We start from the raw sequence: 22695 nt of genomic DNA on the forward strand, positions 1-22695 counted from the left end.
GCGAGGTCAGCACCCGGCCTTCCCTGCGCCCTCTTGGACAAGAGGGTGGAGCGACCAGGCAAAGCTCGGGCGAATTGAGCCGCGAGGCTGCGAAGGCGTGTCTGCGATTCAAATGCAAGCTGGAAGAGCGAAGCTGCTGCCTCATGCTCCGTCATTACGAGCGCAGCGACTCGTCCGCCGAAGCCTTTGGCGAAGGCGGAAGCAATCCAGAATCTTTCCGCAACGGCAGTCTGGATTGCTTTGTCGCAAGGGCGCCTCGCAATGGCGGCGTGAAGCGATCGTGCTCTATCGCTCTACACGTCCGGCCTCACCGTCCCGCTGGTGCCGACATCGCGCCGTTGGTGTAGCGCGACCAGTCGGGCGTGGTTGGCTGCGACGGCCAGATCGCGGCGTTGGCGTCGCGTACCGACTGGGTGATGGGGGCGGGTTGCGCCTTGCGGGCGTGGTGGCGGTCGCTGGCGGTGGCGGTCTGGATGGTGGCGGCGGCAATCAGTGCGGCGCCGAGAATGGCAAAGGTCTTTCGCATGGTTGTTTCTCCCGTGACGACGCTCCGGCTGTGAAAAATGTCGTCGTCGCCGCTGACATGGCGATGCGTCCCGCCGAATGTCAGCAGCGCTGGCTTCACGAACGGAAGCGCTGCCATCAAATTGGGGCGAGCAAATTTCTTGGGCCTGGCCAAAAATTCGGCAATCGCCTCGCACCTCCGGTGGACTTGACCGGTGCAATCCGATTGAATGGGCTCCAATCGAGTTTTCAGGCGACAACGATGTCGAAATATCTGCTAATCCTCCTCCTGATCGCCTCGCCGGCGGCCGCGCAAGTCAAGCCCGCGCCAAAGACCTCGGCGGCGCATCCGGACCCCTGCGCCCCGATCGGGCGCACCGCGGACGGCAAGCTGGTCTACTCCATGAAATGCGAGAACCTGCCGGCGCCGCCTCCGCCTCCACCGCAGGCGGAACTGAGGGAGGCACCCGCGCCCGCCGCCGAGCCTGAGCCCGAGACGCGCCGGAGCGGCATTTTCGGCTGGTCCTACGACCGCAGGTGACTTGAGGTGACTTGCCGCGCCCCTTGCGCGATCCTGTCTGGAATGCTCTTTGCTTGAAAGTTCCCCGTGGGGCGCATCGCCCCCGATCCAGAGAGATGAGATGAGCAAACTCGTTATCCGCGCCGGCGATTTCACCTTCGATGCCCGCTTCGAGGAGCAAGCGGCGCCCAAGACCGTCGCCGCGTTCCGTAAAGCGCTGCCGTTCGAAAGCCACATCATCCATGTGCGCTGGAGCGGCGAAGCGGTGTGGATGCCGCTCGGCGACCTCGATTTCGGCGTCGGCTACGAGAACCACACCAGCTATCCCGCACCCGGCCAGATCATTCTCTATCCCGGCGGCATCAGCGAGACCGAGATCCTGATGGCCTATGGCGGCGTGAGCTTCGCCAGCAAGATGGGCCAGCTCGCCGGCAATCACTTCATCACCGTGACCTCGGGCCTGGAGAATCTGGCGACCCTCGGCAAGAGCGTGCTCTGGAAGGGCGCGCTGCCGATCCGCTTCGAGGAAGTCTGAGTGACTGATACACGCTACCCGCGCGATCTCCGCGGTTACGGCCGCAACCCGCCGCATCCACAGTGGCCCGGTAACGCGCGGGTGGCGGTGCAGTTCGTCGTCAATTTCGAAGAGGGCGGCGAGAACAACATTTTGCACGGCGACCGCGCCTCGGAGGCCTTCCTGTCCGATGTGCTGGGCGCGCAGCCCTGGCCGGGCCAGCGCCATGCCAACATCGAATCCATGTTCGAATACGGCTCGCGCGCCGGCTTCTGGCGGCTGTGGCGGATGTTCAGTGAGCGGAAGTGGCCGACCACCGTGTTCGGCGTCTCCACTGCGCTGAAGCGGAATCCGGAGATCGTCGCGGCGATGAAGGAGTCCGGTTGGGATATCGCAAGCCACAGCCTGAAATGGATCGAGCACAAGGACATGACCGAGGCGCAAGAGCGCGCCGAGATCGCCGAGTCAATCCGCGTCCATAGCGAGGCGACCGGCTCGCGTCCGCTCGGCTGGTACACCGGGCGCTCCTCGATCAACACCAACAGGTTGTTGATGGAGGAGGGCAGCTTCCTCTATCTCTGCGACTCCTATGCCGACGATCTGCCCTATTGGGTCAAGGGCGCGAAGGGCAAGCAGCTCATCATTCCCTATACGTTGGACGCCAACGACATGCGGTTCATCAACCCGCAGGGCTTTGCCGAAGGCGAACAGTTCTACACCTATCTGAAGGATGCCTTCGACGTGCTCTACGCCGAAGGTGAGACCGCGCCGAAGATGATGTCGGTCGGATTGCACTGCCGTCTCGCCGGACGTCCCGGCCGCGCCGCGGGGCTGATCCGTTTCCTGGATTATATCGGCAAGCACGAGCGTGTCTGGGTGCCGACGCGGCTCCAGATCGCGCAGCATTGGCACGACACGCACGCGCATCTGGCGGCGGATGCGTTCGAGATCGGATGAAGCTGTGATGTCGCAAATTTCGCTCGCCGATCTCAACGTTGCAAGCAAGGCCGACTTCGTCGCCGCGCTTGCCAATGTCGTCGAATATTCGCCGTGGATCGCCGAGCAGCTTGCCGCGCAGCGGCCGTTCGCCGGCATCAATCAGCTGCACGCGGCGCTGATGGCGGCGATCCAGGCTGCCGAGCCCGACGTGCAGCTGGCGCTGATCCGGGCGCATCCCGATCTCGCCAACAAGACCCAGCGTGCGGCGGGCCTGACGGCGGAATCGACCGACGAGCAGAACAGCGCCGGCCTCGATCGTCTGTCGGATGCCGAATACGCGGCGTTCGAGCGCGTCAACAATGCGTACCGCGAAAAATTCGGCTTCCCCTATATCGTCTGCGTGCGCCGTCATACCAAGGATTCCGTGCTGCGCGACTTCGAGACGCGGCTGCTCAACATCGGCAAGACCGAAACGCGACGCGCGATCGAGGAGATCGGCCGCATCTCCGCGCTGCGGCTCGACCAGCTCGTCATCGCCAACGACAAGCTCAAGGTGCACGGCCGACTCTCGACGCATGTGCTGGATAATCACGCCGGCAAGCCCGCGCCCGGTATTCCCGTCGAGCTCGTCGAGCTCGCCAATCTCGGCGAGAGCCGCGTCATTGCACGCGCCGTCACCAACGCAGACGGTCGCACCGACCAGCCATTGATCGGCGGCCGCCCGCTGCCGATCGGTCGCTACGAGCTTCGCTTCAGCGTCGCGAAATATTACGCCGAGCGCAACGTGCCGCTGTCCGACCCCCCGTTCCTCGACGAGATCCCGCTGCGCTTTGCGATCAGTGAGCCGGAAAATCACTATCACGTGCCGCTGCTGGTGACGCCGTGGAGCTATTCGACCTATCGCGGCAGCTAGACGTGCTGCGCGGATGATGCGGCTGCCGCAGCATCGGCCTCCGCCGCTGCACCGCCGCTCAATCCGTTGAAGAAGGCATTGAGCAGCACCGAGACCACCGCACAGAGCAGGATGCCGGACTCCAGCAGCGGCTGGAGATCATGCGGCAGGTTCCGGAAGAAGCCAGGCGCGGCGAGCGGGATCAGGCCAAAACCGATCGAGATCGCGACGATGAAGAGATTGTAGCGGTTGGTGCGGAAATCGACCGCGGTGAGGATGCGCGCGCCTGTTGCCGCGACCATGCCGAACATCACGAGGCCGGCGCCGCCGAGCACCACCAGCGGCACCGCCTCGACCAGTGCGGCGAGCTTGGGCAACAGCCCGAGCACGAGCATGATGCCGCCGCCTGCGATCGTCACCCAGCGCGAGCGCACGCCTGTTACCGAGACGAGTCCGACATTCTGCGAGAACGAGGTGTAGGGAAAGGTGTTGAAGATGCCGCCGAGCAGCGTCCCGACGCCGTCAGCGCGCAGACCCTTGCTCAGCGCTTCGCGGTCGATCGACTTGCCGGTGATGTCGCCGAGCGCGAGGAACATGCCGAGCGACTCGATCATCACCACGATCATGACGACGCACATGGTGATGACGGGCACCAGATGGAATTGCGGCATGCCGAAGCGGAACGGGATCACGATCGCGCCCCAGGAGGCCGCTGTGACCTTGTCGAAGTGCATCACGCCCAGAACGGTCGCTAGCACGGCGCCGGCGATGATGCCGAGCAGAACGGAGACGTTGGCGAGGAAGCCGGTGCCCCATTTGATCAGGCCGAGGATGAAGAGCAGCACGAACAGCGAGATGCCGAGGCCCTGCAACTGCCCATAGGCCGGATTGGGAAAGCTGCCGGGGATGCCGTCGACCACCTTCGTCAGCGTCGGTAATCCGCCGCCCGCCCAGTTGATGCCGACCCGCATCAGGGAGATACCGATGACGAGAATGATGGTGCCGGTGACGACGGGTGGAAACAGCGGCAGCAGCCGGCTGACGAACGGCGCGACGATGATGCCGAACAGGCCGGCTGCAATCACCGACCCGTAGATGCCGAGCAGGCCGATGTCAGGTGAAGCCGCCATGGACAGCATCGGGCCGACCGAGGCGAACGTCACGCCCATCATCACCGGCAGGCGGATGCCGACGCCGGGAAGACCGAGACATTGCACCAGCGTCGCAAGCCCGCAGGCGAACAGATCGGCGCTGATCAGGAAAGCGACGTCCTCCGGCGGCAGCTTCAGCGCTCGTCCGATGATGAGGGGCACCGCGACCGCGCCGGCATACATCACCAGCACATGCTGGAGCCCGAGTGCGAGTAGACGCGGGACAGGCAGAACCTCGTCGACGGGATGCACTTCGCTGGTCATGGATCAATCCCCCGAAATATGCCTATCCAAATTTGTCGTGCAGCGCCGGAAACAGTCGGTCCGGCTTGAAGGGCGGCGCCGTGAAGCGGATGCCGGTCGCATCGGCAATCGCATTGCCGAGCGCAGCGGCGACCGGATTGTAAGGACTCTCGCTCATCGACTTCGCGCCGAGCGGACCGATCGTGTCGGACGTCTCGGCGAAGAAGACCTCCATGCGCGGAACGTCGGCGAAGGAGGGCAGGTGATAGTCGCGGAATTTCGGGTTGGTGACGCGGCCGGTCGCGTCGATCACCATTTCCTCGTAGAGCGCAGCACCAAGCGCCTGCGCCACGCCGCCCTCGACCTGGCCGCGGCACTGCATGGGGTTGGCGACGACGCCTGCATCCGCCGCCTGCACGCTGCGGAGGATCCTGAGCTCGCCGGTGCCCTTGTTCACGGCGACGCGAAAGCCCTGGACGTTGAAGCCGACCGAGCGTGGCGTTCCGCCGGAATTGCCGCTGGCCGCGAGCGGTTGACCACGTTCGCGTGCAAGCTTCGCCAGTTCGGTAAAGGACATCCGCCGAACGCCGCTGACAACCGTCTCGCCCTCGAGCGTACAGGTTCCGACGTCGCACAGCCACGCGTCCGCGGCGGCCGCCTTCAGATCCGTCGCAAGCTGCATTGCCGCGGTATGCGTCGCCTTGCCGGCGACGAAGGTGCCGGCGCTGCCGTAGGCGCCGGTGTCGTGGCCGCCATGGGCGGTGTCGGACTGGCGCAGGCGGATTCTGTCGACGGTTGTCGCGAGCGTCGTCGCCGCGATCTGGCGGTGCACGGTGCTGGTGCCGTTGCCGAACTCGGCGGTGCCGACGGTGAGATCGAAGCCGCCGTCGTCGCTGAGCGCGATCATGGCGTCCGCGATGTGGCCGGCCGGCGGCACCGTGTCGATCATGGTCAGCGCAACGCCATCGCCGATCAGCCATTCCGGCGACAGCTCCGGCTGCGGGCCATCCGCCTGCATTGCACGCTCGACGAGGTCGAGACACTGGTCGAGCCCGTAGGAGCCGTAGAGCACGTCGTGAAATTCGGACGGCGGCGGCGACAGCATGGGATCGCCGGGCTTGACGATATTGCGCCGGCGCATGTCGTAAGGGCTGATGCCGAGCTGCTTTGCGAGCTCGTCGATCGCGGCTTCGACCGCGATCAGCGTCTGTGGCAGGCCGTAGCCGCGAAACGCGCCAGCCGGCACCGTGTTGGTGTAGACGGCGTAACCGTCCACCCGCTTGTTCGGGCAATTATAGACGCTGATGGACTCTCCCATCGCGTGGAACATCACGGGGCCGGCGTGATTGCCATAGGCGCCGGTGTTGGAGAGCACATCGAGCTGGAGCGCGGTGAGCTTGCCGTCGGCATCGGCGCCGGCCTTGATGTGGACCCGCATCGGATGCCGCGTCGAGGTCGCGATGAACTGCTCCTCGCGCGTCAACTCCAGCTTCACAGGCCGGCCGGTCTTGAGCGCGGCGAGCGCAAGAATGTCCTCGACGAACATCTCCTGCTTGCCGCCAAAGCCGCCGCCGACGCGCTCGCAGAACACGCGGACCTTGTCCATCGGAAGCTTGAAGATGTCCGACAGCGCGCGCCGGGTCAGGAACGGCACCTGCGTCGAGGTGCGGACGTTGAGCACGCCTGTTGCATCGAGCCAGGCGAGGCCGCCATGAGTCTCCAACGCCGCATGCTGCACGCGATGGCTATGGAAGGTTGCCTCGTAGGTGACGGCCGATGTCGCGAGCGCAGCCGCCACGTCACCGTACTCGCCATGCGTCTCCGCAACGAGGTTGCGCTGGGCGTCGGCGACGCGATTTTCGGTGGTGCGGTCGGGATGAATGATGGGCGCACCCGGCGCCATCGCCTGTTCGGGATCAATCAGCGCAGGCAGGATCTCGTACGCGACCTTGATCCGGCGACAGGCCTCCTCCGCAGCGCCCTCGGTCTCGGCCACGACCGCGGCAACTTTCTGGCCGATGAAGCGGACGACATTATCGAGGATGCGGGTGTCCTCGGGGTCCATCCAGTCCTTCTCATGCCGCGCGGTCGAGATCAGCACCGATGGCGCATCCTCATGCGTGAGCACCGCATGCACGCCGGCAACACCGAGCGCCTCCGACGTGTCGATCGCGACGATCCTTGCGTGCGCATGCGGCGAACGCAGCAGCTTGATGTGCAGCAGACCGTCGATGGCGGTGTCGAAGGTGTAGCGCGCCTTGCCACGCACGACGTCCGGACCTGCGGGCGCCGGCAGGCTGCGGCCGAAGGCAGCGCCGGCCTCGACGCTCTCCTCGACATTGGTCTTGCCGAGGATCGCATCCTCGATCGCGCGATAGCCGGTACAGCGGCAGATATTGCCCTTCAGCGCCACGCCGAGATCGGTGCGCTGCGCCTGGTTCAGCGAGGCGCAGGTCAGGATCATGCCGGCGGTGCAGAAGCCGCATTGAAAGCCTTGCGCGTCGAGGAAAGCCTGCTGCATCGGATGCGCGCCGCTCTCTCCACCGAGTCCTTCGATCGTAGTGACGATGTGCCCCTCGGCGCGAAATGCCGGGATCAGGCAGCTATGCACGGGCTCGCCGTCGAGCAGCACGGTGCAGGCGCCGCAGTCGCCGGCATCGCAGCCCTTTTTCACGCCGAAATGGCCAAGCTCGCGCAGGAACGTGCGCAGGCACTGCCCAGCGCGGGGCTCCTGCGGAAACGTCGTGCCATTGACCTCGAAGCTCATGACGACGCTGCTCCCAGGAGTTCGCCGCGAATCTCTTCGGCGAGCCGCAGCGTCATGTGCTTGCGCCAGAGCGGCTTGCCGTGGATGTCGGTGTGGTACAGGTCATCGGTGATTTGCTGCATGATCGCGTCGCGAAGCGCATTCGCGTCCGGCGCTTTGGGAAAAGATAGCCGGATCGGCCGTACGGTCGAAGCGGTGACCGTGAGTGCGAACGTGCCATCGGTGTCAAAGCTGCCGATCAGAAGTGCCGCCGAGCGGCCGACCGGAGCGAGCGAGATCTGGCGAAACGCCGTGCGGCGCTTCAGCGCGGCAATCGGGATATCGATTTGCCGGAGCAGGTCGCCCGGCGTCAGACGATTGCGCTGATTGCCCGTGACGAAGTCGATGACGGGAATCTTCAACTCGCCGCCGCCAGCCTTCCAGATCGTGCAGACGCCGTCGAGTGCTGATGTGAGCGAGATCATCGGACCCGCCGGCAGCGACATGCAGAGATTGCCGCCGACGGTCGCGGTCTTCCAGATCTTGAAGGAAGCAAGGAAGGCGCGGCAGCATTGGCCGATCAGCGGTGCAGCGAGCCAGTCAGGTGGGCAGGTGAATGCATCGAGTTGTGAAATAGTGCAGGTGGCGGCGATGGTGAAATGGTTCTCCGCGATCGCCAGTGCCGGCCATTTAAGATCGGCAAGATCGATCAAGCGTGTCAGGTGCGCCTGCGGTTCGGAGAACAGCCAGGTGCCGCCTGCGAGCCAAGCATCACCTGACGTCCAAACGGGCAGTTGGGAACGCGTTTGCGGATGGGCGACCGCTGTGATGGTATTCAAATCCATGGCTGCGCCGACGCTTGCCCCGAGTGATTTGTGCTGAGGGAAAGTCTTGCAAGACCAGCGCCAAGTGGCAACAACAAGTCGGAGCAATCACGCGATTGGGCTGGCCTCAGCCTTGCAGGCCAGTCGTTAACACGGGTGAGGAGAAGCAGATCATGAGCGACGCAAAGCCGATCTGGATCATGGATCCGCTGGCCATCCTTGCCGACGGGGCCGAACGCGGGGTCGTGATCCGCGATGGCCGGATCGTCGAGCTCGTGCCGGCCGGGGGTGTGCCTGCGACTGCGGATGTCGCGGTGTTCGATGCAAGCGACCACGTCGTGCTGCCGGGCCTCATCAACACTCATCATCATTTTTACCAGACCCTGACCCGGGCGCTGCCGGCGGCGATGGACCGCGAGCTGTTTCCCTGGCTCCAGGCGCTCTACCCGGTATGGGCGAAGCTGACGCCGGAGCGGCTGCAGCTCGGCGTCACCGTGGCGATGTCCGAACTGCTGCTCTCGGGCTGCACCACGACGACGGACCACCACTACGTCTTCCCCGCAGGGCTGGAGGAGTCGGTCGATATCGAGGTCGACGTCGCAAAGCGACTTGGTGTGCGCGTGCTGCTGACGCGCGGCTCGATGAACCTGTCGCAACGCGACGGCGGCCTGCCGCCCGACAGCGTCGTGCAGGACGAGGACACGATCCTCGCCGACAGCGCGCGCGTGGTGACGAAATATCACCAGCGCGGCGCGGATGCGATGGTACAGATCGCGCTGGCGCCATGTTCGCCCTTCTCAGTGACGACGTCCCTGATGCGCGCCACCGCCGATCTCGCCGACAAGCTCGACGTCCGCCTGCATACCCATCTCGCCGAGACCGAGGACGAGAACAAATTCTGCCAGCAGATGTACGGCTGCCGCCCGCTCGACTATCTCGAGCAATGCGGCTGGCTCAACGCGCGGACCTGGCTCGCCCACGGCATCTTTTTCAATGCCGACGAGATGAAGCGGCTCGGCAAGGCGAAGACGACCATCAGTCATTGTGCGTGCAGCAATCAGATTCTCGCGTCGGGTTGCTGCCCGGTGTGCGAGATGGAGGAGGCCGGCGTCGGCATCGGGCTCGGCGTCGACGGCTCGGCCTCGAACGACGGCTCGAACCTGATGCAGGAGGTGCGCGCCGCGTTCCTGCTGCAACGGGCACGCTATGGGGTGACGAAGGTCAGCCATAAGGATGCGCTGCGCTGGGCCACCAAGGGCTCGGCGGCCTGCGTCGGGCGGCCGGAGCTCGGCGAGATTGCCGTAGGCAAGGTGGCCGACCTCGCGCTGTTCAGGCTCGACGAGCTGCGCTTCTCCGGCCATGGCGATCCCTTGGCCGCATTGGTGCTGTGCGGGGCGCATCGGGCCGACCGGGTGATGGTGGCGGGGAAATGGGCCGTGATCGACGGAGCGATCCCGGGCCTCGAAATTGCCGATCTCATCCGGCGCCACAGTTCCGCGGCGCGGGCGATGCAGGCGGGATAATCTGCGCAAAAATAGAAGGAGGGGGCGACCACAAGTGCCGGGTGCTTCTGGCCACCCCCTCCGAACCTGTTCCGGGAGGAGCAGGTGATTTGGGCAATGCAAGAAGCGTGCTACTTGCCCGGCAGCTTGTCGTCGATGCCCTTGACGTAGAAATTCATACCGAGAATCTGGCCGTCAGCGAGATTGGCGCCGCCCTTGCACTCGACCTCCTTGCCGTCCTGCCCAACGACCGGGCATTTGAACGGGTGCAGCTTGCCCGCGGTGATCGCGGCCTGGGCATCCTCGGCGATCTTTTTCACGTCGTCAGGCATGTTGGTGTAGGGCGCCATCGCGAACATGTGGCTGTCGAGGCCGCCCCAGGTGTCTTCGGACTTCCAGGTTCCGGCGAGCTCGGCCTTGACGCGCTCGACGTAGTAGGGGCCCCAGGTGTCGAGGATCGAGGTCAGCTGGGTCTTCGGACCGAACTTGATCATCTCGGAATCCTGGCCGAAGGCGAACTTGCCGCGTTCGCTGGCAATCTGCATCGCCGCCGGCGAGTCCGTATGCTGCATGATGACGTCGGCGCCCTGGTCGATCAGCGCCTTGGCGGCATCGGCCTCCTTGCCCGGGTCGAACCAGGTGTTGGCCCAGATGATCTTCACCTTGATGTTCGGGTTGATGGTCTGCGCCGCCAGCATCGTCGCGTTGATGCCGGAGACGACCTCCGGGATCGGGAACGAGCCGATATAGCCGAGCACGCCGGACTTCGACATCTTGGCCGCGATCAGGCCCTGGATGTAGCGGCCCTGGTACCATTTGGCCGAGTAGGTCGACATGTTCTTGTCGCGCTTGTAGCCGGTCGAGTGCTCGAAATGTACGTTCGGGTACTTCTTGGCGACCTTCAGCGTCGGGTCCATGTAGCCGAAAGACGTGGTGAAGATCAGCTTGTTGCCGGCGCGAACGAGCTGCTCGATGGCGCGCTCGGCGTCAGGACCTTCGGGCACGTTCTCGAGCGTGGTGGTCTCGATCTTGTCGCCCAGTTCCTTGACCAGCGCGAGACGCCCCTGCTCGTGCTGGTAGGTCCAGCCGAGGTCGCCCACGGGGCCGAGGTAAATGAAGCCGACTTTCAGCTTGTCGGCGGCGGAGGCTGCACTGACGCTTCCAGCAAGCAAAAGCCCGGCAGCGAGCGCAAGAACTGATTTCCTCATCATCAATCTCCAAACATCAGGGGAAAGCCACGATCCGCAACACGTGCGCCCCATCGCACACGCCGCGGAAATGAAACTCAGCGGTCAGGCACGAACACGGTGCCGAGCGCGGCCGGTGCGGTCGAGCCGCCGGTGCGCGCGCGGGAGAGCAGGACCAGCACGATGACGGTCGCGAGGTAAGGCAGAGCCGACATGAATTGCGAGGGAATGCCGACGCCCCAACCCTGCGCGTGCAGTTGCAGGATGGTCACCGCGCCGAACAGATAGGCGCCGACGACGAGCCGGCCGGGCCGCCAGGACGAGAACACCACCAGCGCCAGCGCGATCCAGCCGCGGCCTGCGGTCATGCCCGGAATGAAGAACGGCGTATAGGCGAGCGGCAGGTAGGCGCCAGCGAGACCTGCGCAGGCGCCGCCGAACATCACGGCGAGGGTGCGGATGCGCAGCACGGGATAGCCCAGCGCATGCGCGGAGACGTGGTTGTCGCCGCAGGCGCGCAGGATCAGTCCCGCGCGCGTGCGGTAGAGGAACCACCAGACACCGATGATGAGAGCGACGGAGAAGTAGACGAACGCATCTTCACCAAACAACACGCGGCCGATCAGCGGCATGTCGGTGAGGCCTGGAATGTAAAGATGCACCGCCGGCGTGATGCGTTCGCCGACGAAGCCGGCGCCGATCAGGCCGGAGAGACCGACGCCGAGAATGGTCAGGGCGAGACCCGTCGCGACCTGGTTGACGGCGAGCCCGAGGGCCATCAGCGCGAAGATCAGCGACATCAGCGTGCCCGCGACGATGCCGAACAGCGCGCCGATGAAAATCGAGCCGGTGAGCCACGCCCCGCCAAAACCGCAGGCCGCGCCGACGATCATCATGCCCTCGACGCCGAGATTAAGCACGCCGGAGCGCTCGGTCACGAGCTCGCCGGTCGCTGCGATCAGCAGCGGCGTCGACGCCGCGAGCACCGCCAGGATGATGGCTTCAATGAGTTCCACTGGCCACCTGTCGGTTCGGGAAGATAAGCTTGAAGCGGTAGAGAATGAGGGAATCGCAGGCGAGCACGTAGAACAACAGAATGCCCTGAAAAACCTTGGTGACATCCAACGGGATCTTCATCGCGATCTGCGCCTGCTCGCCGCCGATAAAGGTCAGTGCGAGAAAAAGGCCTGCAATTAGTATTCCAAGCGGGTTCAGCCGACCGAGGAAGGCGACGATGATCGCGGTAAAGCCGTAGCCCGGCGAGATGCCGGGCTGGAGATGTCCGACCGGACCTGCGACCTCGATGATGCCGGCGAGACCTGCCAGCGCACCGGAGACGGCGAAGGTCAGGATGATCAACTGGTTGGCGTTGAAGCCGCCGAACCGTGCCGCGCGAGGCGCTGCGCCGACAACGCGGATCTCAAAACCCTTGATGGTCCGTCCGAGCAGGATTGCCGCTGCTGCGACGACGAGCAGGGCGATGATCGAGCCGAGATGCAGCCGGCCGCCTTCGATCAGCAGCGGCACCGTTGCGACCGGATCGAATTCGGCCGTGGTCGGGAAGTTGAAGCCTTGCGGATCGCGCCACGGGCCGCGCACGAGATAGTCGAGGAAGAGGTCGGCGACATAGACCAGCATCAAGCTGGTCAGGATCTCGCTGGCGCCGAATTTCACCTTGCAGATCGCCGGGATCAGCGCATAGAGCGCGCCTGCTGCGGCTGCGAGCACGAACATTGCCGGCAGCACCCAGACGCCGGCATCGGTGCCTTGGGTCTTGACCGCGATCCAGCTTCCGGCGACCGCGCCGATCAGGAATTGTCCTTCGGCGCCGATGTTCCAGGCATTGGCGAGATAGCAGAGCGATAACCCGATCGCGATCATCACCAGCGGTGTCGCCTTCACCGCGATCTCCTGCAGCGAATAGCTGTCGGTGAGCGGCGCGATGAAATAGGCATGCAGCGCGAGCAGCGGATTCTTGCCGAGGATCGCGAACAGGATGGTCATGGTGACGATGGTCAGGCCGATCGCAATCAGCGGCGAGACCAGCGCGATCGTGTTGGAGCGCTCTGCGCGCTTCTCAAGCACCAACTGCATGCGCGGCCTCCTTCGGCTCCAGGCTGCTGCCGCCCATGAGAAGGCCGAGCTTTTCGCGGGTCGCCTCGCTCGTTGCGAGCGGTGCTGAAAGATGGCCGTGGAACATCACGGCGATGCGGTCGGCGATCTCCGCGAGCTCGTCGAGATCCTGGCTGGTCACCAGCACGGCGGCACCGGCCGTCGCAAGATCAAGCAACGCCTGGCGGATGACGGCGGCAGCGCCCGCATCGACGCCCCAGGTCGGCTGGCTCACCACCAGCACCGCCGGGTTGCGCAGGATTTCGCGGCCGACGATGAACTTTTGCAGATTGCCGCCGGAGAGGGATGCTGCTTCGGGATCGCGCTTGGCCTTGCGGACGTCGAACGTCTCGGTCGCGCGGTCCACGGTCTTCAGCGTGGCCGCGGTGTCGATGAAGCCGTGATTGACCATGCCGCTGGCGGCATGCCCGGTCAGAAGCGCGTTCTCCGACAGCTTCATGCGCGGTGCCGTGCCGTGGCCGAGCCGCTCCTCGGGCACGAAGGCGGCACCCAGCTTGCGCCGTTGCGTGATCGACAGATGCCCGGCCGCAATGCCCTCGATCACCACCGTGCCGGGGTCCTTCGAGAGTCGCTCGCCGGAGAGCGCGGCGAACAGTTCGTCCTGGCCGTTGCCGGCGACGCCGGCGATGCCGAGGATTTCGCCGCCTTTGAGCTCGAACGAGATGTGCTCGAGCCGCACGCCGTGCGCCTCGGCTGGTGCGAGCGAGAGATCGTTGACGACGAGCCGCGGCACGGTGGTCTTCCGGCCAGCGGCAGCCTTCACTTCCTTGATCTCACCGCCGACCATCATGCGCGCGAGCGAGGCGGCGGTCTCGAGCCTGGGATTGCAGGTGTCGACCTTCTTGCCGCCGCGCAGGATGGTGGCGGTATCGCAGAGCCGCTTCACCTCCTCGAGCTTGTGGCTGATGTAGAGGATGGCGCGGCCTTCGGCCTTGAGGCGTTCCAGCACGATGAAGAGCTGGTCGGCTTCCTGTGGCGTCAGGACGGCGGTGGGCTCGTCCAGGATCAGGAATTTCGGGTCCTGCATCAGCGCGCGGACGATCTCGATGCGCTGACGTTCGCCGACCGACAATTGCCAGACCTCGCGCCGGGGATCGAGCGGCAGTCCGTAGGTCTTCGACACCTGCTCCAGCCGCGCCGACATGTCCTTGAAGGATTCCTTGCCGTCGAGACCGAGCGCGACGTTCTCGGCGACAGTGAGATTGTCGAACAGCGAGAAGTGCTGGAACACCATGCCGATGCCGCGGCTGCGAGCTTCCGACGGACCGGACAGCAGGATTCGTTCGCCCTGCCAGCGAATCTCGCCGGCGCTGGGCTGGATCAGCCCGTAGATCGACTTGACCAGGGTCGACTTGCCGGCGCCGTTCTCGCCGAGCAGGGCGTGGATTTCCTTCGGCCAGATATCGATGTCGATGGAATCATTGGCGAGGAAATCCCCATAGCGCTTGGTGAGCCCGAGCGTCTGGAGCAACGGCGACTCGCCGGAATGCAGGCCGTTAGGCGTCGAATCTAACATTCGCTGATGCACTTGCATGGGTGAAGTGCCTCAATACTGGGCTAGTTTGAACCGCCGCGTAAGGTGTGAAAAAGCGTCATCCCTTGCTCAACGCTTCGGCAGGCGATTGACGTTGGCGAGTCGTCGCTCCTGCCGGGCGAGGATCGGATCAAGCGGTATTGGGGAGCGCCGTTGCCGTCCTCTCCCCCGCGTAGTGCCTGTTGCAAAATTGTGACGCTTCAACTCAAATCGGAACCTGCTGTGCAGGTCTGACGTGAAGTTGAGCAAAACCGCGCCAGCACGCGTATGCAATTCCTGATCGAGATCACAATCGCGTCCGACCATCGTCCCTGCACGCTTCGTTCGACATAAAAGACAAACAAAATCAAACGGGAATGACCGACAAGGACTGATATTGCGGAGCCGCGCGCACGCCACGGCGAAGCGCAAAAATCCTCAAAATTCCGAGGTGGAATACCGCCGGCTGCCAAAACATGCGGCATGCCTTGAAAGAAGTTGAGGCTTCTCACTCCTGGAGATCGGCGCAAGTGTCGCACCCAAGGGACGTTCATTTTTACGTGTCCAAACTTGGGGGTATTCAGGATGTCGTTTCGTTTGAAGGCAATTGCAGCCGCAGCGCTGTCACTTGCCACGCTCGCCACCTCTGGCCTGGCTCAGGCGGCGGATCTGCCGGTCAAGGCGGCCAAGAAGCCGGCCGACCTCCCGTTCTTCCTGGTGATCGATGACCGCGTGTCGTTCTCCTGGATGCCCAAGGGTACCGATCCCGGCATGTGGAGCCGGCGTCCGGACGGCAGCATCAACGGCACCACAGCCAAGCAGGTCTACTCTTTCACCCACTTCGACCTCTGGGCCTACGGCACCAACTTCTTCACCATCTCGATGTTCAAGTCGGGGTCGAACGACCCGGCGTCGCCCTGTATCGCGCCTGGTCTGTCGGCGGCCCTTACGCCTGCCAGCTGCGCTGGCGCGACCGAGATCTATGGGCTGTTCCGTTCGACCTTCGGTTGGAACGAGCTGTTCAACACCAAGGCCTTCAGCATGGGGCCGCTGCACAACATCTCGTTCGAAGTCGGTATGGATGGCAACTCGGAAAACACCTACCTCGCGCCGGCCAAGCGTGACGTGGTGGCCGGTCTGCAGTTTGCCTTCGATCTTCCCTACAAGGGCTACATTAACGTCGCTCCGTTGATGTACTGGGAGTTCTCGAACCGCAACGCCTTCACCCAGTGCGGTGGCGGTTTTGCCGGTGGCGCGATTCCGGGCGTGAGCTGCAACCTGAATGGCAACGTCAGCTACGACCCCACCTGGGCGGTCGAAATCAACTACTACATGGACCTCGGCTTCCTGCCGCCGAACATGCAGTTCTGGTCGATCAGCGGCCGCGCCGGCTGGTACGGCCCGAAGGGCGACTCGAACGGCCTCTCTGCGCTGTCCGGCGCCGGTATCTTCAGCACCAAGTCCAAGGTCGAGCTGAACAGCGAACCGATCCGTCTGACCTTCGACGCTTCGAAGGCGGTCTGGGGTGACAAGTATTCGCACTTCGTCGACCTCTGGGTCGCCTACCGTTACTGGCAGAACAAGTTCGGCCTTGATCATAACGCCATGGCCGGCGTCTGCACGGTCGCTGCGACTGGCGAGAGCACCAAGAGCTGCACCGAGTCGACGGTTTACGGTGGCATCACTGTGAAGTTCTGATCGGCTGACGGCCTTTGAATTACAACGATGGCGTCGTGCAGGAATGCGCGGCGCCATTGGTGTTTTCGTAGGGCGGGCAAAGGCGCAAAGCGCCGTGCCCACCATCCTCCCAGACGATTGGCGATTGGTGGGCACGCTTCGCTTTGCCCACCCTACGATTTCGAGATTGTGGTAGCGCTTATCTCGTCCACACGCCGTCGTGCAGCGCTTCGGCTTCGTCTTCCAGCAGTGGCCCGATGACCTCGGTCGGCCGCTGGCCGCTGGCAAAGACCTCGCGGCAGGGCAAATCGAGCGTGGGGTTCTCCGGATGGTTGCCGGTGACGCCGCGCAGGCGGTGCTCGCTGAGGCCGTAGACGACGCGGCCGATCCCAGCCCAGTAGATTGCGCCAGCGCACATCGCACACGGTTCGGCCGAGGAATAGAGCGTGGCCTTCGCCAGCACCTCGCGGCTGAGCGCGCGGCAGGCCTGCGTGGCGGCCAAGCGCTCGGCATGCGCTGTGCCGTCGTGATCCGGCATGTAGCCGTTCTCGGTTTCGATCAGCACCTTGCCGTCCGCATCGACGACGATGCAGCCGAAGGGATGATTGCCATGGGTAAGCGAACGGCGGGCAACCGCGAAAGACAGACGCAGAAAGTGCTCGTCGCGTTCTGACGCGCTGTCCATCGATGCTCCGCGGTTAGTGGCCCGCCATATGCCGGCCGACCACGGTGAGGTCGGCTTCGCTGGTCGGTGCTTCATACACGAATTCGCCGTGGAACATCACTACCAGCCGATCGGACAGTTCGAGCAGCTCGTCGAGATCCTCGCTGACGAGCAGCACGGCCGCGCCGCGGTTGCGCGCGGCCATGATCTCGGCGTGGATCTGCGCGACCGCCGCGAAGTCGAGGCCGAAGCAGGGATTGGCCGCGATCAGCACCTCGACGTCGCCCGCAAGCTCGCGGGCGAGCACGGCGCGCTGCACGTTGCCGCCCGACAGCGCCGAGATCGGCGTATCCGGCGTTCGGGTCTTGATCTTGTACTGGCCGATCTTCTTCTTCGCATCATCGCGGAAGGCGCCGCGGTTGAGCCACCAGCCGCCGCTCGCGAACGGCGCGCGGTCGAACTCACGGAAGGCGATGTTGTCGGCGACGCTCATGCCGCCGACGCAGGCGTTCTTTAGCGGCTCCTCAGGTAGCAGCGACATCTTGTGACGGCGCATCTCCTCGCGGCTGGCGTGATAGGGATCGCCAGCGACACGGATTTCGCCGCGTTCGGCCTCGCGTTGGCCCGCCAGCACCTCGACCAGCTGGCGCTGGCCGTTGCCGGAGACGCCCGCGATGCCGACGATCTCGCCAGCGCACACGGTGAGCGAGACGTCGTGCACGGCGATCGCGCCGGCATCGTCGAGCGCGCGGACTTTCTTCAGCTCGAGGCGGGCCCTGCCGGCTTCGCCGGTGCGCGGCGGCTGGACTGTCAGTTCCTCGGCACCGATCATGGTGCGCGCCATCTCATCCGGCGTCAGCTCGGCGACTTTGCCGGCTCCGGCCAGCTTGCCGCGCCGCAGGATCGTGACTTCGTCGGCGAAAGCCATGACCTCGCGGAATTTGTGCGTGATCATCAGGATGGTCAGCTCGCCCTTCACGACCATGTCGCGGAGCATGCCGAGCACCTCATCGGCCTCTGCCGGCGTCAGCACCGAGGTCGGCTCATCCAGGATGAGGAAGCGGCGCTTGAGATAGAGCTGCTTCAGGATCTCGCATTTCTGCCGCTCGCCGGCGGAGATGTCGGAGACCTTTGCCGAGAGCGGCACTTTGAAGGGCATGCGGGCGAGGAACGCCTCGAGCTCCTTCATCTCCTTCGACCAGTCCACCACGGCCGGCACATTGTCGCGGGCGAGCACGAGGTTCTCCGCAACCGTCATCGCCGGCACCAACGTAAAATGCTGGTAGACCATGCCGAGCCCGAGCGCGTGGGCGTCCTTGGGGTTGGCGATGGCCTGCTCGCGACCGCCGACAATGATGTCGCCTTCGGTCGCGTGGTAGTAGCCCATGATGCATTTGACGAGCGTCGACTTGCCGGCGCCGTTCTCGCCGAGCAGCGCGTGGAACGAGCCCGGCCGTACCTTCAGCTCGACATTGTCGAGCGCGAGGAAATCGCCGAAGCGCATGGTCATGGCGATGGCGTCGACGCCGAAGGCGCCTGACGGCGGAGGCGTCTCGCCGATAATCACGAAATCGCTCCAATGAAGGCGTCCGAGGTCGAGACCGCGCCGAACACGCCGCCCTGCATCTTGATCATCTTGAGCGCATGCTCGTGATTGCTCTTGTCGGTCGCGCCGCAGCAATCGTGCAGCAGCACGCATTCGAAGCCGCGGTCGTTGGCCTCGCGCATGGTGGTATGGACGCAGACGTCGGTGGTGATGCCTGTGAGAACGATGTTCTCGATACCGCGCACGCGCAGGATCAGCTCCAGATCGGTGGCGCAGAACGAGCCCTTGCCGGGCTTGTCGATGATGGGCTCACCCGGCAGGGGGGCAAGCTCCTCGATGATGTCCCAGCCGGGTTCGCCGCGGATCAGGATGCGGCCGCACGGGCCGGGATCGCCGATGCCGGCACCGATCTGGCGCGAGCGCCAGCGCTTGTTGGCGGGAAGGTCGGACAGATCAGGCCGATGGCCTTCGCGGGTGTGGATGATGTGGAAGCCCTGGGCACGCATCGCTGCGAGCAGCCTCTTGATCGGCTCGATCGGCGCCCGCGTCAGCGAGAGGTCATAGCCCATCTTGTCGACATAGCCGCCGACGCCGCAGAAATCGGTCTGCATGTCGATGATGATCAGCGCCGTGTTCTCGGGGCGGAGATCGCCATTGTAGGGCCAGGCATAGGGCTCGGACTTGATGGTGCGCTCGGGCATGGACGACCTCGTGCGGGTTTACCGGGTGATCGAGAGTTCTGCGGGGGCGCCGGTCAGCGTCCGCTTCGGCGAGCAGGTGATGATCATGATCGCCAGCGTCAGGATGTAGGGCGCGGCGTTGAAGAGGTGATAGCCGGAGGTCACGCCGACCGATTGCAGCGCGGGTCCCAGCGCCGCGGCGCCGCCGAAGGCGAGCGAGGCCCACAGGCAGAGCAGGGGATCCCAGCGCGCGAAGATCACGAGCGCGACGGCGGTAATGCCCTGTCCGGAGGACAGGCCCTCGTTCCAGCTGCCGGGATAGAACAGCGACAGGAACGAGCCGCCGATGCCGGCAAGGAAGCCGCCTGCCATGGTCGCGCGCAGGCGGATCAGCAGCACGGAGTGGCCCATGGCGCGTGCGGCATCGGAACTCTCGCCTGCCGTGCGGATGAGAAGGCCCCAGCGTGTGGTGCGGAATGCCCAATAGAGGATCGGCGCCAACGCGACGCCGATCAGGAAGAGGACATTGACGCGTAGTGCCGCGCGCAGCTGCGGGATGTCGCTCCACCAGCCGAAATCGATTGCTGGCAGCCGCGGTGCGGTCGGCTCGATCAGCGGCTTGCCGAGATAGAAGGCGAGCCCCGTGCCGAACAGCATCAAGGCGATACCGACCGCAACGTCGTTGACGCGCGGCAACGAGCAGATACCGGCATGTAGCGCGCCGAGCAGGGCGCCGGTAATGCCGGCAGCAAGCACGCCCAGCCAGGGCGACCCGGTAACATAGGAGATGCCGTAGGCGCTCATAGCGCCCATCACCAGCGTGCCTTCAAGGCCGAGATTGATGCGGCCGGAGCGCTCGGTGATGCATTCCCCTAAGCTCACGAACAGGAACGGCGTGGAGACGCGAATGGCGCCGCCGAGCACCGCAAGCGGGACGGTCCAGAGTCCGATCGATCCGTCTGCCATCAGGACTTGCCTTTCAGGAACCCGATGCGGCCGTAGAGCGCATCGCTGGCCAGCACGAAGACGAAGATGATGCCTTGCAGCACCAGCACGGAGGCGTCGGGCAATCCGAGGCGGCGTTGCAACAAGCCGCCGCTGGCGCTGATACCGCCGAGCAGGATCGCGACAGGAATGATCGCAAGCGGATTTTGTCGGGCGAGGAAAGCGACGAGGATCCCGGTGAAGCCGTAGCCCGCCGCGAGGTTGGCATTGGTGCGCCCCTGCACGGCTGCGACCTCGACCATGCCGGCAAGACCCGCCGCACCACCGGCGAGGAAGCAGATGGTCAGGATCAGCTTGCTGACGCCGAGGCCGACGATCTTCGCAGCGCGGATGTTGCCGCCGGCAACCCGCGCGGCGAAGCCAAACACGGTGTGATAGATCAGGATGTAGGCGGCGATCGCGGCGATCAGGCCAAACACGAGGCCCCAATGCACGTCGGTGCCGGGGATCGAGCCGATCATGTTGGCGGCACCGATCTCGCGAGTCGACGGCTTGTTGAGGCTGGCGGGATCGCGCATCAGCCCCTCGACGAGATGGTTGAGGATCGCGAGCGCGATGTAGACGAGCAGCAGGCTCGAGATGGTCTCGTTGACGCCGCGATACTGCCGCAGCGCACCGGACAGCATGATCCACAAGCCGCCGCCGACCACGCCTGCCATGACCATGGCAATCTGCACGATGAGTGGCGGCATGCCCTGAAGCATCAGTGCGGCACTGGTCGCCGACAGTGCGCCGATCAGCAGCGCGCCTTCGCCTCCGATGATCACCATGCCGAGCTGCGCGGGCAGCGCAGTGCAGAGCGCGGTGAGGATCAGGGGCGCGGCTCGCGTCAGCGTGTTCTGCCAGGAGAACCAGGTGCCGAAGGCGCCGTAGTACATGTAGAAATAGAGGTCGAGCGGGTTCTTGCCGAACATGGCGACGAAGATGCCGAAGACCACGAGCGCGCCGGCCAGCGCTGCGCCCGGGATCAGGATATATTCGATCGTGCCGCCATGGCGTTGGAGAAAGCCAGGGTCGGCGGCCGGGGCAATCGTCCCGGCCGCCTCGGCGGAATCCGCCGCTTCCGATGTCACGAAGTCGCTCCGATCACGCCTTCGACGAGATAGTCCATCTTCTCGAGCTCAGGATCTTTCTGGCCGCGATCGGTGCCCGCCGCGATGACCGTCTTGCCCTTGTTGTCGACGAGCCCACCCTTGAAGATGGCGTAGCCTTCGGCCGACAGGAATTTTGCCTTGACCTCGTCGGCATGCTTGCGCGCTTCGGCGGAGACCGCCTCGCCATAGGGCGAGGTCTTGACGATCTCTTCCTTGAGGCCGCCGCGATAGAAGTTCGGGATGCTCTCACCGGCTGCGATCATCTTGACGAATTTCGGATAGAGGGCTTCCCAATTCCACTCGGCGCCGGTGAGATACGCCTTCGGCGCGAGCGGCGACTGGTTGGTGTGGTAGCCGCAGACGAAGGCACCGCGGCGTGCCGCGTTCTCGACCATGGTCTTCGGACCGTCGACGTGGCAGGTCAGCACATCCACGCCCTGATCGATCAGGCTGTTGGTGGCTTCGGCTTCCTTGACCGGCATCGACCAGTCACCGGTGAAGATCACCTGCGTGGTGGCTTTCGGGTTGGCGAGCTTCGCCCCAAGCGCGAAGGCGTTGATGTTGCGCAGGACTTGCGGGATGGGCTTCGCCGCGACGAAGCCGAGCTTCCCGCTCTTTGAGGTGTAGCCGGCGACGATGCCGGAGATGTACTGGGCTTCGTCGATATAGCCGAAATAGCTGCCGGCGTTCTTCGGATCCTTGTCGCTCCACAGGCCGCCGCAGTGCTCGAAGCGCAGCTTCGGGAACTTGTTGGCCATCTTGATCATGTGCGGGTTGTAGTAGCCGAACGAGGTCGGGAAGAGCAGCGTGGCGCCGTCGAGGTTGATCATGGACTCGATCGTCTTCTCGACCGCGTCGGTCTCCGGCACCTTCTCTTCTTCGACCACCTTGAGGCCGGGAATCTTCTTCAGCGCTGCCGCGCCCTGCGCATGGGCCTGGTTGTAGCCATAGTCATCGCGCGAGCCGACATAGATGAAGCCGATGGTCGTGTCGGCCGCGAAGGCTGGGCGGACGCCCGCTGCCGCGCCGAGAGTGAGGGCCGCGCCGCCTTGCAACAAATGCCGTCGTGAAATCCTGCCAAAATCCATTGCTTGCTCCCCTGGCGGATGCACCGCCTTGATCTCGCGGCTACCACCGGTTTGGCGGCGCCCGGATAAGTTGTCGCAAGCTTCGTGCCAGAGACTACGAAGCATGCATTTTGATGCAAGCATCTGAAAAATAACGGATATACCTCTTATAAAGATCTTGCCGAGGAAAATGGCAGATCAATTTATAGGCAATATTATTTGATTGTATGCAGTGGAGTTAAGCAGTCTTAACCAGCTCTCGCATGTGTATGACAGGCGTCGGACGGTCTGCCG

20 protein-coding genes are annotated in these 22695 nt (G+C 64.3%); 6 read left to right on the top strand and 14 right to left on the bottom strand.

Annotated elements, in window-relative coordinates:
* Window positions 1-307: 307 nt before the first annotated feature.
* On the bottom strand, window positions 308-526 hold the full coding sequence (locus AC1RR3_RS08820; protein ID WP_492821459.1) for a hypothetical protein: 219 nt from the start codon (window positions 524-526) through the stop codon (window positions 308-310).
* Between the two features lie 240 nt (window positions 527-766).
* Between AC1RR3_RS08820 and AC1RR3_RS08825 the strand changes: the two genes are divergently transcribed.
* The 4 genes from AC1RR3_RS08825 to uraD all read left to right on the top strand — a co-directional run bounded on the left by AC1RR3_RS08825 (window position 767) and on the right by uraD (window position 3390).
* Window positions 767-1045 carry a hypothetical protein gene (locus AC1RR3_RS08825; protein ID WP_492821461.1) on the top strand — a complete coding sequence of 93 codons (279 nt, stop codon included), beginning with the start codon at window positions 767-769 and terminating at the stop codon, window positions 1043-1045.
* A 100-nt stretch (window positions 1046-1145) separates the two neighbouring features.
* Entirely contained in the window at window positions 1146-1559 is a 414-nt protein-coding gene (locus tag AC1RR3_RS08830; protein WP_092022597.1) for a DUF3830 family protein, read from the top strand.
* On the top strand, window positions 1560-2495 hold the full coding sequence (gene puuE / locus AC1RR3_RS08835; RefSeq protein ID WP_492821464.1) for an allantoinase PuuE: 936 nt from the start codon (window positions 1560-1562) through the stop codon (window positions 2493-2495).
* Window positions 2496-2502: 7 nt separating this feature from the next.
* Entirely contained in the window at window positions 2503-3390 is an 888-nt protein-coding gene (uraD, locus tag AC1RR3_RS08840; RefSeq protein ID WP_492821466.1) for a 2-oxo-4-hydroxy-4-carboxy-5-ureidoimidazoline decarboxylase, read from the top strand.
* On the opposite strand, the gene AC1RR3_RS08845 is transcribed toward uraD, so the two are convergent.
* The 3 genes from AC1RR3_RS08845 to AC1RR3_RS08855 are packed head-to-tail and all read right to left on the bottom strand — an operon-like array spanning window position 3387 to window position 8354.
* Window positions 3387-4784: a nucleobase:cation symporter-2 family protein gene (locus tag AC1RR3_RS08845; protein WP_492821468.1), complete on the bottom strand. Its 1398-nt coding sequence runs from the start codon at window positions 4782-4784 to the stop codon at window positions 3387-3389. The two genes, uraD and AC1RR3_RS08845, sit on opposite strands and share 4 nt — an antisense overlap.
* Before the next feature lie 22 nt (window positions 4785-4806).
* A complete protein-coding gene (locus AC1RR3_RS08850) occupies window positions 4807-7530 on the bottom strand; it encodes a molybdopterin-dependent oxidoreductase (protein ID WP_492821470.1) in 2724 nt (907 codons plus the stop codon).
* Window positions 7527-8354: an FAD binding domain-containing protein gene (locus AC1RR3_RS08855; RefSeq protein WP_492821472.1), complete on the bottom strand. Its 828-nt coding sequence runs from the start codon at window positions 8352-8354 to the stop codon at window positions 7527-7529. The genes AC1RR3_RS08850 and AC1RR3_RS08855 overlap by 4 nt, the downstream gene beginning before the upstream one ends.
* Before the next feature lie 152 nt (window positions 8355-8506).
* Between AC1RR3_RS08855 and AC1RR3_RS08860 the strand changes: the two genes are divergently transcribed.
* Window positions 8507-9856, top strand: a complete 1350-nt coding sequence (locus tag AC1RR3_RS08860; RefSeq protein WP_492821474.1) for an 8-oxoguanine deaminase — start codon at window positions 8507-8509, stop codon at window positions 9854-9856.
* 110 nt (window positions 9857-9966) lie between these two features.
* On the opposite strand, the gene AC1RR3_RS08865 is transcribed toward AC1RR3_RS08860, so the two are convergent.
* From AC1RR3_RS08865 to AC1RR3_RS08880, 4 genes are all read right to left on the bottom strand, one after another.
* Complete coding sequence (locus tag AC1RR3_RS08865) at window positions 9967-11043, bottom strand: BMP family ABC transporter substrate-binding protein (RefSeq protein WP_492821476.1); 1077 nt, start codon at window positions 11041-11043, stop codon at window positions 9967-9969.
* 77 nt (window positions 11044-11120) lie between these two features.
* The gene (locus tag AC1RR3_RS08870; RefSeq protein ID WP_492821478.1) at window positions 11121-12038 is read right to left on the bottom strand and encodes an ABC transporter permease; all 918 of its coding nucleotides are present in this window, start codon (window positions 12036-12038) and stop codon (window positions 11121-11123) included.
* The gene (locus tag AC1RR3_RS08875) at window positions 12025-13116 is read right to left on the bottom strand and encodes an ABC transporter permease (RefSeq protein ID WP_492821480.1); all 1092 of its coding nucleotides are present in this window, start codon (window positions 13114-13116) and stop codon (window positions 12025-12027) included. Before AC1RR3_RS08875 ends, AC1RR3_RS08870 begins: the two co-directional genes overlap by 14 nt.
* Window positions 13100-14671, bottom strand: coding sequence for an ABC transporter ATP-binding protein (locus tag AC1RR3_RS08880; protein ID WP_492821482.1), 1572 nt, complete (start codon window positions 14669-14671; stop codon window positions 13100-13102). The genes AC1RR3_RS08875 and AC1RR3_RS08880 overlap by 17 nt, the downstream gene beginning before the upstream one ends.
* 582 nt (window positions 14672-15253) lie before the next feature.
* On the opposite strand from AC1RR3_RS08880, the gene AC1RR3_RS08885 reads away from it, so the two are divergent.
* Entirely contained in the window at window positions 15254-16366 is a 1113-nt protein-coding gene (locus tag AC1RR3_RS08885) for a hypothetical protein (protein WP_492821484.1), read from the top strand.
* 178 nt (window positions 16367-16544) lie between these two features.
* Here the strand turns inward: AC1RR3_RS08885 and AC1RR3_RS08890 are convergent, their stop codons facing one another.
* Genes AC1RR3_RS08890 through AC1RR3_RS08915 form a run of 6 tightly spaced genes read right to left on the bottom strand, consistent with a single transcriptional unit; the run spans window position 16545 to window position 22422 of the window.
* A complete protein-coding gene (locus AC1RR3_RS08890; RefSeq protein ID WP_492821486.1) occupies window positions 16545-17030 on the bottom strand; it encodes a nucleoside deaminase in 486 nt (161 codons plus the stop codon).
* Between the two features lie 13 nt (window positions 17031-17043).
* On the bottom strand, window positions 17044-18576 hold the full coding sequence (locus AC1RR3_RS08895; RefSeq protein WP_492821488.1) for an ABC transporter ATP-binding protein: 1533 nt from the start codon (window positions 18574-18576) through the stop codon (window positions 17044-17046).
* Window positions 18573-19256 (bottom strand): biuret amidohydrolase, encoded by a 684-nt coding sequence (gene biuH / locus AC1RR3_RS08900; RefSeq protein WP_492821490.1) that lies wholly within the window; start codon window positions 19254-19256, stop codon window positions 18573-18575. The genes AC1RR3_RS08895 and biuH overlap by 4 nt, the downstream gene beginning before the upstream one ends.
* A gap of 18 nt (window positions 19257-19274) precedes the next feature.
* Entirely contained in the window at window positions 19275-20201 is a 927-nt protein-coding gene (locus AC1RR3_RS08905) for an ABC transporter permease (RefSeq protein ID WP_492821492.1), read from the bottom strand.
* On the bottom strand, window positions 20201-21313 hold the full coding sequence (locus tag AC1RR3_RS08910; protein ID WP_492821494.1) for an ABC transporter permease: 1113 nt from the start codon (window positions 21311-21313) through the stop codon (window positions 20201-20203). Before AC1RR3_RS08910 ends, AC1RR3_RS08905 begins: the two co-directional genes overlap by 1 nt.
* Window positions 21310-22422 carry a BMP family ABC transporter substrate-binding protein gene (locus tag AC1RR3_RS08915; protein WP_492821496.1) on the bottom strand — a complete coding sequence of 371 codons (1113 nt, stop codon included), beginning with the start codon at window positions 22420-22422 and terminating at the stop codon, window positions 21310-21312. Before AC1RR3_RS08915 ends, AC1RR3_RS08910 begins: the two co-directional genes overlap by 4 nt.
* Between the last annotated feature and the right edge of the window lie 273 nt (window positions 22423-22695).

The organism is Bradyrhizobium sp. GW821-FHT13H05 (assembly GCF_058804065.1).

What these genes read in the sequence shown, in the direction of transcription:
- AC1RR3_RS08820 (WP_492821459.1), bottom strand. Translation starts at nt 526, where the DNA reads ATGCGAAAGACCTTTGCCATTCTCGGCGCCGCACTGATTGCCGCCGCC.
- AC1RR3_RS08825 (WP_492821461.1), top strand. Translation starts at nt 767, where the DNA reads ATGTCGAAATATCTGCTAATCCTCCTCCTGATCGCCTCGCCGGCGGCC.
- AC1RR3_RS08830 (WP_092022597.1), top strand. Translation starts at nt 1,146, where the DNA reads ATGAGCAAACTCGTTATCCGCGCCGGCGATTTCACCTTCGATGCCCGC.
- uraD (WP_492821466.1), top strand. Translation starts at nt 2,503, where the DNA reads ATGTCGCAAATTTCGCTCGCCGATCTCAACGTTGCAAGCAAGGCCGAC.
- AC1RR3_RS08845 (WP_492821468.1), bottom strand. Translation starts at nt 4,784, where the DNA reads ATGACCAGCGAAGTGCATCCCGTCGACGAGGTTCTGCCTGTCCCGCGT.
- AC1RR3_RS08850 (WP_492821470.1), bottom strand. Translation starts at nt 7,530, where the DNA reads ATGAGCTTCGAGGTCAATGGCACGACGTTTCCGCAGGAGCCCCGCGCT.
- AC1RR3_RS08855 (WP_492821472.1), bottom strand. Translation starts at nt 8,354, where the DNA reads ATGGATTTGAATACCATCACAGCGGTCGCCCATCCGCAAACGCGTTCC.
- AC1RR3_RS08860 (WP_492821474.1), top strand. Translation starts at nt 8,507, where the DNA reads ATGAGCGACGCAAAGCCGATCTGGATCATGGATCCGCTGGCCATCCTT.
- AC1RR3_RS08865 (WP_492821476.1), bottom strand. Translation starts at nt 11,043, where the DNA reads ATGAGGAAATCAGTTCTTGCGCTCGCTGCCGGGCTTTTGCTTGCTGGA.
- AC1RR3_RS08875 (WP_492821480.1), bottom strand. Translation starts at nt 13,116, where the DNA reads ATGCAGTTGGTGCTTGAGAAGCGCGCAGAGCGCTCCAACACGATCGCG.
- AC1RR3_RS08880 (WP_492821482.1), bottom strand. Translation starts at nt 14,671, where the DNA reads ATGTTAGATTCGACGCCTAACGGCCTGCATTCCGGCGAGTCGCCGTTG.
- AC1RR3_RS08885 (WP_492821484.1), top strand. Translation starts at nt 15,254, where the DNA reads ATGTCGTTTCGTTTGAAGGCAATTGCAGCCGCAGCGCTGTCACTTGCC.
- AC1RR3_RS08890 (WP_492821486.1), bottom strand. Translation starts at nt 17,030, where the DNA reads ATGGACAGCGCGTCAGAACGCGACGAGCACTTTCTGCGTCTGTCTTTC.
- biuH (WP_492821490.1), bottom strand. Translation starts at nt 19,256, where the DNA reads ATGCCCGAGCGCACCATCAAGTCCGAGCCCTATGCCTGGCCCTACAAT.
- AC1RR3_RS08905 (WP_492821492.1), bottom strand. Translation starts at nt 20,201, where the DNA reads ATGGCAGACGGATCGATCGGACTCTGGACCGTCCCGCTTGCGGTGCTC.
- AC1RR3_RS08915 (WP_492821496.1), bottom strand. Translation starts at nt 22,422, where the DNA reads ATGGATTTTGGCAGGATTTCACGACGGCATTTGTTGCAAGGCGGCGCG.